The following is an 11,506-nucleotide window of genomic DNA, read 5'->3' on the forward strand; positions in this document are numbered from 1 at the left end:
TCCACCGGTATCTCCGCCTGTGTCACCTGTTCCTCCTGTGTCTCCACCAGTATCTCCGCCTGTGTCACCTGTTCCTCCTGTGTCTCCACCGGTATCTCCGCCTGTGTCACCTGTTCCTCCAGTTCCACCACCGGTATCTCCTGTATTGCCACTATCGTCTCCACCTTCACTGCCTCCCGTTTGGGTGGTGTCAGTGGTTGTTTCTTTTTTCTTATCTTCAGTTTCAGAATTATCTTCTTTCTTTCCTTTTACCTTTTCTTTCGCTTGTTCCCACTGCTTCTTTAGCTTCTGAGATTCTTTCTTCATTCTCTCTTCAAGTTCTTTTACTGTTTTTGCGCGCTTCGCCTTTTTCTGTTCCTCTACATACTTTGAAATGTCAGGGACATTGAATGAGACTGCCTCGCTATCTTTTAAAGCTTCAGACATAAAGTCTTTGAAAACAAGCGCTGCTCCTTCGCTGCTTGTTGTTGTTAAGAAATGATCTTTATCGGTTTTGTCATATCCAACCCATACAGCTCCTACTAGCTGTGGTGTATAACCAACAAACCATTGATCCTTTGTACCATTTATGCCATCAATAGGCACTTGAGTAGAACCTGTTTTCCCTGCTAATTCACGACCTGGAATTTTTGCACCTTTACCAGTTCCTTCTTCAACGACTCCTAACAGCATTGTCGTCATTTTCTGGGCTGTCTCTTTAGAAATCGGCTGGCTTTTCTTTCCTTTCCATTCAGCGATTGTATTGCCGTCTTTGTCTGTTATTTTCGTAATGGCATGCGCTTCATGACGTTCTCCTGAATTTGCAAATGCTGAATACGCTTCTGCCATGTCTACTGGTGAGACTCCAGTAGACAGTCCGCCCAGCGCGAGTCCAAGCTGACGGTCCTTTTGTGGGTCAAGGGTGATGCCAAACTTTTTAACCGACTCCATTCCTTTAACGATGCCTATTTCATTCAACAGCCATACAGCAGGAACGTTCAGTGAATCCTTTAATGCTTCATACATTGGCACTTCGCCTTTATATTCACCATTATAGTTTTCAGGTTTATAGTCTTGTAAATCTAATTCTTCATCTTTAAGCATATCCGTTACTTCCCAGCCTTCTTCAATTGCCGGGGCATATACTGCCAGAGGTTTCATTGCCGAACCAGGCTGAGCTTTTAATTGGGTTGCTCGATTGTACCCACGGAATACATGTTCACCTCGGCCGCCAACCAGGGCACGGATACCACCTGATTTAGGATCGACTAAAGTAGCGCCGCTTTGGACGATTTGGTTATCAGTCCCTTTAGGGAAAATTTCATCCTTCGCATAAGTAGCTTCTACAGCTGATTGCATTGTTACATCCAGCTCAGTATATATTTGAAGCCCCCCAGTTAAAATTTCCTCCTGTGTAAGACCATATTTTGAAATTGCTTCATCTATGACGTGATCTAAGTAATAAGGATATTGGCCGCGCAACGGATCTCCGCCATCTTCGTTCAGCACAACCTTCTCAGCCACTGCCTTCTTGTATTCATCGTCGGTTATGAATCCATTGGTCTTCATCATCTGAAGCACCACATCTCTTCTTTCCATTGCCTTATCATAGTTTTTATAAGGGTCCAGAGACGATGGGGCCTTGATTAAACCTGCAATCGTGGCTGCTTCGCTGATGCTTAAGTCCTTTACATCTTTACCGAAATAACCCATTGCTGCTCGCTTTATCCCCCATGAACCATTTCCAAAATAAATGCGGTTTAAGTACATTTGCATGATTTCATCTTTTGAATATTGCTTCTCAATTTCCCTCGCAAGGAAAAACTCCTCAAGCTTTCGTTTATACGTCTTTTCGGTAGACAATAAAGCATTTTTTGTTAACTGCTGAGTGATCGTACTGCCGCCTTCCACAACTGAACCAGCTTTTACATTTTTGACAAACGCTCTTGAAATACCAACAAGGTCTACTCCATCATGCTCATAAAAGCGGTGATCTTCAATTGCGACTACAGCATTTTTTACATGGTCAGGAACTTCATCAATCTTAATCCCTTCATTTTTTAATGCCGAGATCTTACTTGCCACTTCTCCATTCGAATCATAGATGATCGTAGGCTGAGCCAAGTCATCATTTAAGGCACTGATATCAGCACCCTCTGAAAAAACATGAAAAAAGCTTAAAAAAGCCAATACAGCTGTCGAAACGGACAAAACTAGCACCTGATTCATATGTAGTCGTTTCCAGCCTCTAAGAAAACTTGTTGCTATTGAATTTTTGCTCACTGAGCACCCCAACCTTTAAAAAATAGTTTAGAAATATGACACTATCTTTTACCCAGTTTTGAAAGGAATTAACACATATTGCCTAATATCAGCGAAAAAAGGCTCAATGGGTAAGCTTTTTAGTGGAGTGTAGGGTGTTTTAAGCTGTGCTAGCTCCTTAAGAAGAGCAGTTTCATAGAAAGCCCGCCATAATTTCTATCCCGCTACCTAAAAATATGGACATAAAAAAACCAATCGATCAAACAAGTCGATTGGTTTCCTATTGGCTCTGAAGCTGAATTTCTTCTTCGCTTATCTGCTGAACAGCCAATTCGCTATCCCGTTCACGAAGAAGTGTTTCCATATACATATAAACGAGTTGTTTCGTCTTATCGTCCGCTTTTATGACATCAAGATGCTGGAGACATTTCCTTATTGTCGGATGAATAGGCTTTTGAGTATCAAAAACCATTCTGGCCACCTCTCTTCCCTGTTAATTTATCAATAGTTAATGAAACAGAAATCTACAAATATGTTATTACATAATTCGCCAGTATTTGAAAGTTTTTAAGGGTATTGTTGATATTTTAGATTGGATTGCTTCTTTTCTTTTAAAAAGGGTATTAAACAGTAAAAAGCTAATAATTTTTGGAGGGTGATTAATATGGCAGAAATAAAGAGAGTGCTGCTCGCTTATGATGATTCACCTGGCAGCAAAAAAGCTTTGCAACTGGCAAAGGAACTGACTGGAAAGCTCTCGAGTGTTCAATTATTTATTGCCCATGTTTTTGAGGAGAAATTGAGAACGGAGACAGTGGAGTCTGCTGAACGGCCAATTGAACCCCTGCCTATCAACAATTTTCCGGCAGATGGCATTCAGGTTCCGCCTCTTGCATTTGAACAGGGTTCGATTGACAAATCAGAGCATGCGATTATTACCAATAGCTCCGAACAAGTGTTTAACAATGCTAAAGCAGAGCTTACTTCACTTAATATAGATACAAACTATTCGGTTCTTGAAGGAAATCCTGCTGATAGCATCTGTGACTATGCAAATGAGGTAAACGCTGATTTGGTCATCATCGGCCAATCAGGAATCGGAGGACTTAAACGCAAGCTGTTAGGCGGTGTCAGCCAGAAGGTTGCCAATAATGCTCCTTGCCATGTAATGATCGCAAAATAACTTATACTAAAAAGCCGGATGCGTAGTCATCCGGCTTTTTCACCAATTTCATTTAAGTTCTGAAGAAAGTTCCATCAGCCGTTCTTTTGTTTCCTGTTCCTCAAAACTGCTGAAAATACGGAAATCATCTTGATCTAAAATTCTGAAATGCTGGCTGATTATGTTTTGCTGCATAACAAAACCGTCAGACCGTTCAACTTCCCGCCACCAAACTTTACCGCCAAGTGTTTTTTCCTTCCGATAATCTGTGCCCTCATGCGCAATCGTTTCCAGAACTTCTAATGGCTCATTGCCAAATAAAAACTGGATTGTCTCTGTCTCCCTGAACAATGCGCAAATTGTTACGACTGTTGACCAGCCAGCCTGAGCCCTGCCCTTTTCAATTTGGACTAATGTTTTTTTAGAAAGGCCAATGATCTCAGCCATTTTATCCTGGGTATAGCCAACTTCCGCTCGAAGCACCCTTACTTTTTCAGAAACCCTATCGATGATTTCATCTCTCGTCATCAGCTTCATTCCCTTATGTTCTTTTAGTGTAATATTACACTTGATTTGTGGAATATCAAAATACTTTTTACTGAAATTGAAAAGTATTTTTTATTGCACCTGTTATACCTTTAATGGTTTTAATTCCAAGGTAGTAGATTTACTTTACTCATGTCACTGTTAAACTCGTCTGTGTATTTACGCACCTTACCCTACGCGATTATCAAGAATGTGCATTAACAATGCCTATAAAAAAGGAATGCGTTGATACGCATTCCGGATTGATTATTTTGCTTTTTTTTCAGGCACGACGCTACAATTGCTGGTGCATGAACTTTGAATTGAGCATGCGGCGCATTTGCCTTCTTTTGATTTTTGAATGAAGCGGTAGAAGGCCCAGCCGGCGTAACCAAAAATTGCTCCACCGATTAAAATGTTCACTAACACTTTTGTTACCCCCTTCTTAGCTAAGTCCTATTAGCTTGCCGCCTTGGTAAATGGCTAATGATAATAGATAAGCGATAAAGAGTGCATAGCCGATTGAAAAGGCTGTCCATTTCTTCGAACCAGTTTCCTTGTAGATGGTAGCTGTTGTTGCCAGGCAAGGAATATACAGCAGGATGAAAACCATGAAACTGTATGCTGCCAGCGGAGTATAATGGACAGCCAGCAAGCCTTGCAAGCTTGCTTCATCTGGAACGAAATATATGATATTCATTGACGAAATGATGGATTCTTTTGCAAGGAAGCCTGTAATCAAGGACGCGCTTGCTTGCCAGGTTCCAAAGCCGATTGGTGCAAATAACGGTGCAAAAATGCTGCCAATTGCGGCCAAATAGCTGCCATCCATACTGACATTCAAGCCATCAGGACCTGCATAGGCCAGCAGCCAGATAAGGACAGAGCCTGCAAAGATGAAGGTACCAGCCTTTTTCACGAACCCCTTCCCCTTATCCCATGTGCTTCTCCAAAGCGCTCGTGCCTGGGGCAGGCGGTAAGGCGGCAATTCGATGACAAACACAGATGTTTCACCCTTTAACAGTGTTTTTGAAAACACCTTAGCGAGTATGAGTGCGACCACGACACCTAAAACATACAAACTTAATACGACCAATGCCTTTTGCTCTACGAAAAATGCCCCCACGAACAAGGCATATACAGGCAGACGGGCTGAACAGGACATCAATGGCGTCAAAAGGATCGTCATCAATCTTTCCTTCGGAGTCTCAATTGTCCTTGCTGCCATAATTCCAGGTACATTGCAGCCAAATCCTATCATCATAGGAATAAAGGCTTTTCCATTCAATCCTACTGATTCCATCAGGCGATCCATTACAAGTGCTACACGGGCCATATACCCTGAGTCTTCAAGCAGCGATATAAAGAAAAATAAAATGAAGATTTGCGGGACAAATACAAGTACTCCTCCTACACCCGCAACAATACCATCTAGAATTAGGTCCTTGATGAAAGGTGCAGCGCCTGCCGCAGCTAGTGCAGCTGTGATTCCTGATGTTACTGGGCCTGATAAAAGTCCATCCAAAGCATCTGACAGCGGGAAGCCCAGCCAATCAAAGGTTAGCATGAACATGACATACATCAAGAATAAGAAAATTGGAATCCCCAGAAATTTATTCGTTACAACCATATCAACCTTCTCGGTTAACGGAACTTTTTGATGATCCGATTTTGAGCTTGAAGCCGATACAATCTTATCTATTGTTTCACTTCGTTTTCGATGAATGACTTGATCAAGTGCATGCCTGTCACCTGAAATACTTGCATGGGAGGCTGAAACAGATTCGATAAGGGCATCTAACCCTTCCAAAGCCAGCTCATTTTCCAGATAACTTTTCACATACGGGTTACCTTCGAAAAGCTGAAGTGCCAGCCAGCGTACAGGAAGATTTGTCCGCCCGTCCAACATGGTACCCATCTTAAGGATTCCATCCTCGATGGCTTTTCCATAGTATACGAGGTTTGCCTTTCCGCTTCTGACAAATTCACCTGTCACCATTTCAGCGAGCTCATCGCAGCCTTTGCCGGTCCTTGCCACTACTGGAGCTACTGTCACACCCAGGGCTTCAGAAAGTTTATCAATATCAATTTTTATGCCGCGGTTTTTAGCGACATCCAGCATATTCAAACCAATAATGACAGGAGCGCCATATTCCATAAGCTGGAGGGTTAGGTGGAGATTTCGTCTTAACTGAGAAGCATCAAGAATATTAAGCAATTTTTGAATGTGTTCGTTCAGAAAAAAATTCGTGACGACTCCTTCATCCTTTGAGAGCGGATTAAGTGTGTAGACACCTGGAAGATCAATCAGCTGATCTTTGCTATTTTTAAATATACCTATTTTTTTCTCAACGGTTACACCGCTCCAATTGCCAACATATTCATATGAACCTGTTAAATTATTAAATAGTGAAGTTTTGCCTGTATTGGGATTCCCAATAAGCGCAATGTTCATCATACTCGCTCCACTTCGATTCTATGTGCTTCTTTCCTGCGGATTCCGATGCATTGGCCGCAGGACTCGACCATCACTGGACCGCCAAAGGGCAAGATGCACTTCACGCATACTTCAGCACCCTCCGCAATTCCTAAATCCAGTAATCTTCTCCTGACAAATTTGTCAGCACCAGCAATATTCAAGATCCGGCCTTTTTCACCAGCCTTAAGTTTTCCCAGCATCGCCATCACCTTTTTTTGTAGATTGAAAGTTTAATTATAATATAATTGAGAATGATTCTCTTTATTATTCAATTTTAACACTAAAAATGTTCAAGTGGAATGATAAATAACATTTAATTGAGAATGATTATCTTTATTTAATCAATATGAAGGAATTACAACTGTGACATAAATCACAAAAAAATCTTTAATTGATGTTTTTAGTGAAATCTCCACATGATTGACACTATTTTTTAACAGCCGTTAAATTTCGTCCTAAAACGATTATATACCTTAACGGGTATATTAATAAATACAAAAAAGAAGAGCTTTCCAGCTCTCCTCACTTTTTACATTGTTTTTTTACTTACATTTGCAAATTGAACCATTCTTGACGGTGCTGCACTAATTACAAGAATGACAACAATCGCACTTAAAATCATGCTTGGGAGCATATAAGTGCCATTATAAATAAAGGAATATAGCCATGCTGACTGTCCTTCAGGTGCATAGCTTCCGAAGAAAATCCACCCGGAAAGGAAATGCGCAATAAATCGAAGCGCACTGCCAATAAAGGTACCTGCTATGACAAGAGCCATCCATTTTTTCTTGTTCCCCTCTTGCATGCTGGCTTTTACTTGAGAAGCGAAAATTCCTGCCAATCCCAGCAAAGCAAAGGCAACGAGATAATCAAGTATTCCTTGTACCGGATGATAAATTTGTGACATTCCAAGAATAAATTGTAAAAGTCCAAATAAAAATCCCGTAAGAACTCCGCCCTTAACTCCCCAGCGGAATGCCATTAGGAAAACAGGTACCATCGCAATTGATACCGATCCGCCTTGTGGCCAAATCCTTGAAAATAAAAATCCTGAGAATAAATCCAGCAAATAAGCCAGAGCGGAAAATACTGCAACTTCCACTAAAAATAAAGTTTGTTTTTGTTTCATCATTGTTCCTCCTTCTTTTCAGAATGAGGTCCGTTTTCAACACGCCTTTTCTGCTTCAGAAACAAAAAAAGCAATCAGGGATCGATGTAGGATACCCAAGATTGCTTTCCTATCGCATCCACATTCCTACGCTAGCATTAACTAACAGGTTCAAAGGGTAAGAACTCGGCCGCTCACTCTCAGCTGCAATTTGCAGCTCCCCTTGTGGTCATATTTAATTTCTCACCTATGAATATACTATTTCTCATTGTTAATAACAAGTAAAATCTTTTAGTTAAATTCAGTCAAACCAGGTAAACCAGTGCGTTAATGTCGAATATTTACACAGACAAAACTCTCTTTCATATGATAAAAAACTCGGTCTTTTGTCACGTTTTTGCCTGTTCGACGCGTTTCTCCGCATCTTCTTAATATTCGACAAAGGGTTTTGCGATTTTTCAACGAATGTTTTAGAAACGGAAAAGTTTAACTGGGGGACTTAAAAAAATGCTGCCAATAACACAAAACCGATTGCTTAGCTTCCTGACTAGTGAAAAAGAAATTCTGATTGCCGAATGGAATGAAAATTTAATCGTATCTGAAGACGATCCATATAAGCAAAAAATAAATAAGAACGCTGAAGAGATGTACGCAATTATCATCGCGGTCTTTACAAAAACGAATGAAGAGCTTGATGAACATCTTCAAAAAATAGCCTTTACTGTAGGGGAGGAACGAGTACGCTCTGATATCAATATTGGAGATTTTGTATATAACGTGAACTCCGGGCGTTCTGTCATTTACAAGCATTTGCACAAACTGAATGTGGAATGGGAGGAACTTCAAGGCACTATTAATAGAATCAACTACTGCTTTGATACTTTTCTTTATTACGCCGTATCCTATTATAATGAACAAAAAAATAAAATCATCGAGGAAAAAAACGAATTCATTGATTCAACACATAAGGACAGATTGACATTGCTTGGACAAATGACCTCGAGTTTTATTCATGAATTCCGAAACCCATTAACTTCGATTCAGGGATTTATCCAGCTTTTAAAATCAGATCATCCCGAAATGAAGTATCTGGATATTATTTCTAGTGAATTAGAGCAATTGAATTTCCGCATTTCCCAATTTCTACTTTTATCGAAAAAAGAACTGATTGGAAAAGAGAAAAATCTATTCTCCTTGAACAAGATGATCGATGAAGTATTAAATTTCCTTTATCCAAGTATCCTTGATACGAATGTGAGGATTCACAAGGAAGTCGCAGACGACATGGACTTGTTTGGATACGCGGATGAAATCAGACAGGTTCTCATCAATATTATCTTTAATGCCATTGATGTATTAAGCCAATACCGAGAAGATCCAAAGATTGAAATAAAGGGATTTTTCGTAAACGACACCCATATAAAATTAGAGATCGCCAATAATGGCCCTGTCATCCCTGACAATTTACTTAAGACGATATTCGAACCATTTGTAACGACGAAAACCCTAGGAACTGGCCTGGGTTTGTTCGTCTGCAGGGAAATCATCGAAAAGCATAAAGGGATTCTTGCCTGTTCATCAGAACCTGACAAAACGTCATTTATCATTTTGCTGCCCCTCACGCGTAATGAAAACTTGTGATTTTGTACAGGCGTAAATGACAGTGAAGTCCAATCATAGAAATAAATATCTAATGCTTTGTGAATTTGTCTGTTGATTTCCGCTACAGAGTCCCAAAAGTCAACACTAGTCATAAGCAAAGCCATTCAAAAAAAGCCCGTCCTTCATTTAGAAGTGACGGGCTTTGGGCTTTTAGATGTTATTCTGTATACTCTAATGAACGGTTTTCTTTCAAACTTTTAACTCTGCTTTTCTCCGTCTTAACAGCATGCTTTTTTTCTGATTCAGCAACTATCACAGCACATGCTGCGTCACCTGTAATGTTGACAGCTGTACGCGCCATATCAAGCAGGCGGTCAATTCCGAGAATCAACCCAATACCTTCAACAGGCAATCCGACAGACTGCAGAACCATTGCAAGCATGATCAATCCAACTCCAGGAACACCCGCTGTTCCAATACTTGCAAGGACCGCGGTTATGACAACCGTTCCAAGTTCAGCAAGTGTAAGGTCAACTCCATACACCTGAGCAATAAAGATTGTGGCAACCCCCTGCATGATTGCTGTTCCATCCATATTGATCGTCGCACCGAGAGGCTGTACAAAGCTGCTGACTGATTCTGGAACACGAAGATTCTTTTGAGCCGTTTCCATCGAAACTGGCAAGGTGGCATTACTGCTAGAGGTACTAAAAGCTACACCCATTGCTGGAGAGAAACCTTTGAAGAACCAGAAAGGGTTTTTACGCGCAAGGAAATATACACTTGATCCATAAGTTAATAGAGCATGGATAATTAAAGCGAGTAGCACGACTAGCATATATACGCCCATCGCTTTAATTGCACCGATTCCCTGGCTGCCAATTGCTGTTGCAATCAAGCCAAATGTTCCATAGGGAGCAAATTTCATGACCAGCCCTACTAAATACATCATGATCTCATTACCTTGCTCGACAAGATTTAGTATCCCTTTAGTTTTATTGCCAAGCGCTGTTAAAGCTAATCCTATGAATAAAGCAAATACGATGACTTGAAGCATATTTCCAGAAGTTAATGCTTCAAACGGATTTGTCGGAATAAGATTTAAGAAGGTGTCGCTGACCGATGGCGCCTTTTCAGCCTTAAATTCTGCTCCACTTGTATCAAACTCTCCCATTAAGCCAGGCTTAATAAGATAAGATAAGGAAATACCAATCACAATCGCAATTGCTGTAGTTACAAGGAAGTAAGAAACTGTTTTCAAACCAATCCTGCCGAGTTTTTTAGGATCGCCTAACCCAGCTGTTCCCAAAATGATGGAGAATAAGACAATCGGCACAACAAGCATGCTAATCAAATTTATGAAAATCTTGCCTAGCGGCGTAAATAAAAATTTATCCAAAACTGAGAACAGCTCTGGTGAAAAGATGTTGAGAATTAATCCGGTCAGAGCACCTAGACCAAGACCGATTAATATCTTTGTTGTTAGCTTCATATTTTTCCTCCCAGATAAAAAGTGTAAAAAACTATGTAAGGGTTTATTCCCTGAATGAACGAGATTAAACACCTGCAGGTAAAATGGAGGATTGTACCAAAAGGAGGCAGTGAAATGTTTTCTTTAATAGTAGATGGTGAAATTAAGTTGCACATCTTCCCGGAATATCAAGCCGACGAGCTTTTTTGGCTGGTTGATTCTAACAGAGAATATTTGCGGACTTGGCTTCCATGGGTAGACAATATGCATTCTGCTGAACAATTTCATACAATTATCAAGTTGTGGAAAAAACAATTCCATGAGAAAAGCGGCTTTCATTTAGCCATCAGGCACAGAGAAATCCTTGTAGGAAGCATTAGCCTGCACGGTGTAGACTGGTTTAACTCACAGGCATGCATTGGATATTACCTTATTGAAAAAATGCAGGGAAAGGGAATCATAACAAGGGCAATCCAGGCAGTCCTCAGCTTTGCCTTTTTAGAGCTGGGTCTTAACCGGATTGAGGTAAGGTGTGGAAGAACCAATTATAAAAGCCAGGCAATCCCCGAAAAGTTGGGGTTTATAAAGGAGGGGATTATACGTGATGGCGAGTACCTCAATGGGAGGTTTCATGATTTGATTGTATATGGACTTTTAACAAGGGAGTGGCAGCAACAATTGGGCAGATCAATCCAGTGACGCCAGTTAAACGCATACTTACTTTCAGGTGAATTTAAGTCACAGGCAGATGCAGAAGGAAAGTTGTCCCTTTACAATTGGAATCTACCGTAATCTTTCCGCCATGTTCTTCAACGATTTTATAGCAGATCATCAATCCAAGCCCGTTTCCATTTTCTTTCGTTGTAAAAAACGGCTTGCCAAGCTTGTCCAAATGCTCAGGCTGTATGCCCTTCCCAC

Annotated in this window: 12 protein-coding genes and 1 riboswitch; of the genes, 3 read left to right on the plus strand and 9 right to left on the minus strand. The window is 40.6% G+C overall.

From position 1 onward, the window contains the following. On the minus strand, positions 1 to 2,208 hold a 2,208-nt coding region (locus WB217_RS06025; RefSeq protein WP_423991606.1), incomplete at its 3' end, for a transglycosylase domain-containing protein. Between the two features lie 313 nt (positions 2,209 to 2,521). After that, positions 2,522 to 2,713 (minus strand): hypothetical protein, encoded by a 192-nt coding sequence (locus WB217_RS06030; RefSeq protein WP_423991608.1) that lies wholly within the window; start codon positions 2,711 to 2,713, stop codon positions 2,522 to 2,524. A 192-nt stretch (positions 2,714 to 2,905) separates the two neighbouring features. Here WB217_RS06030 and WB217_RS06035 point away from each other — a divergent pair, with 192 nt between their 5' ends. Continuing rightward, positions 2,906 to 3,424, plus strand: coding sequence for a universal stress protein (locus tag WB217_RS06035; protein ID WP_423991609.1), 519 nt, complete (start codon positions 2,906 to 2,908; stop codon positions 3,422 to 3,424). Between the two features lie 48 nt (positions 3,425 to 3,472). On the opposite strand, the gene WB217_RS06040 is transcribed toward WB217_RS06035, so the two are convergent. From WB217_RS06040 to thiT, 5 genes are all read right to left on the minus strand, one after another. Next, positions 3,473 to 3,931 (minus strand): helix-turn-helix transcriptional regulator, encoded by a 459-nt coding sequence (locus WB217_RS06040; protein WP_423991611.1) that lies wholly within the window; start codon positions 3,929 to 3,931, stop codon positions 3,473 to 3,475. 264 nt (positions 3,932 to 4,195) lie between these two features. Continuing rightward, positions 4,196 to 4,357: a FeoB-associated Cys-rich membrane protein gene (locus WB217_RS06045; protein ID WP_423991613.1), complete on the minus strand. Its 162-nt coding sequence runs from the start codon at positions 4,355 to 4,357 to the stop codon at positions 4,196 to 4,198. A gap of 16 nt (positions 4,358 to 4,373) precedes the next feature. Continuing rightward, complete coding sequence (gene feoB, locus WB217_RS06050) at positions 4,374 to 6,383, minus strand: ferrous iron transport protein B (protein ID WP_423991615.1); 2,010 nt, start codon at positions 6,381 to 6,383, stop codon at positions 4,374 to 4,376. Then, entirely contained in the window at positions 6,383 to 6,607 is a 225-nt protein-coding gene (locus tag WB217_RS06055) for a FeoA family protein (RefSeq protein ID WP_335430147.1), read from the minus strand. The genes feoB and WB217_RS06055 overlap by 1 nt, the downstream gene beginning before the upstream one ends. Before the next feature lie 329 nt (positions 6,608 to 6,936). Further along, positions 6,937 to 7,536 (minus strand): energy-coupled thiamine transporter ThiT, encoded by a 600-nt coding sequence (gene thiT / locus WB217_RS06060; RefSeq protein ID WP_423991618.1) that lies wholly within the window; start codon positions 7,534 to 7,536, stop codon positions 6,937 to 6,939. A gap of 106 nt (positions 7,537 to 7,642) precedes the next feature. Then, positions 7,643 to 7,749: riboswitch (TPP riboswitch) on the minus strand. A 273-nt stretch (positions 7,750 to 8,022) separates the two neighbouring features. Between thiT and WB217_RS06065 the strand changes: the two genes are divergently transcribed. After that, a complete protein-coding gene (locus WB217_RS06065; RefSeq protein WP_423991620.1) occupies positions 8,023 to 9,156 on the plus strand; it encodes a histidine kinase N-terminal domain-containing protein in 1,134 nt (377 codons plus the stop codon). 178 nt (positions 9,157 to 9,334) lie between these two features. Here the strand turns inward: WB217_RS06065 and WB217_RS06070 are convergent, their stop codons facing one another. Then, positions 9,335 to 10,609, minus strand: coding sequence for a dicarboxylate/amino acid:cation symporter (locus WB217_RS06070; RefSeq protein ID WP_423991622.1), 1,275 nt, complete (start codon positions 10,607 to 10,609; stop codon positions 9,335 to 9,337). 114 nt (positions 10,610 to 10,723) lie between these two features. On the opposite strand from WB217_RS06070, the gene WB217_RS06075 reads away from it, so the two are divergent. Next, entirely contained in the window at positions 10,724 to 11,287 is a 564-nt protein-coding gene (locus tag WB217_RS06075; protein ID WP_423991624.1) for a GNAT family N-acetyltransferase, read from the plus strand. A gap of 34 nt (positions 11,288 to 11,321) precedes the next feature. On the opposite strand, the gene WB217_RS06080 is transcribed toward WB217_RS06075, so the two are convergent. After that, positions 11,322 to 11,506: ATP-binding protein (locus tag WB217_RS06080; protein ID WP_423991626.1), on the minus strand; the 185-nt coding region annotated here is incomplete at its 5' end.

The organism is Mesobacillus sp. (assembly GCF_049588175.1).
Classification (GTDB): domain Bacteria; phylum Bacillota; class Bacilli; order Bacillales; family Cytobacillaceae; genus Mesobacillus.

Excerpts from the sequence above, each read along its gene's own strand:
- WB217_RS06055 (WP_335430147.1), bottom strand. The coding sequence starts at position 6,607 with ATGCTGGGAAAACTTAAGGCTGGTGAAAAAGGCCGGATCTTGAATATT.
- WB217_RS06035 (WP_423991609.1), top strand. The coding sequence starts at position 2,906 with ATGGCAGAAATAAAGAGAGTGCTGCTCGCTTATGATGATTCACCTGGC.
- WB217_RS06040 (WP_423991611.1), bottom strand. The coding sequence starts at position 3,931 with ATGACGAGAGATGAAATCATCGATAGGGTTTCTGAAAAAGTAAGGGTG.
- thiT (WP_423991618.1), bottom strand. The coding sequence starts at position 7,536 with ATGAAACAAAAACAAACTTTATTTTTAGTGGAAGTTGCAGTATTTTCC.
- WB217_RS06075 (WP_423991624.1), top strand. The coding sequence starts at position 10,724 with ATGTTTTCTTTAATAGTAGATGGTGAAATTAAGTTGCACATCTTCCCG.
- WB217_RS06070 (WP_423991622.1), bottom strand. The coding sequence starts at position 10,609 with ATGAAGCTAACAACAAAGATATTAATCGGTCTTGGTCTAGGTGCTCTG.
- WB217_RS06030 (WP_423991608.1), bottom strand. The coding sequence starts at position 2,713 with ATGGTTTTTGATACTCAAAAGCCTATTCATCCGACAATAAGGAAATGT.
- WB217_RS06065 (WP_423991620.1), top strand. The coding sequence starts at position 8,023 with ATGCTGCCAATAACACAAAACCGATTGCTTAGCTTCCTGACTAGTGAA.
- feoB (WP_423991615.1), bottom strand. The coding sequence starts at position 6,383 with ATGAACATTGCGCTTATTGGGAATCCCAATACAGGCAAAACTTCACTA.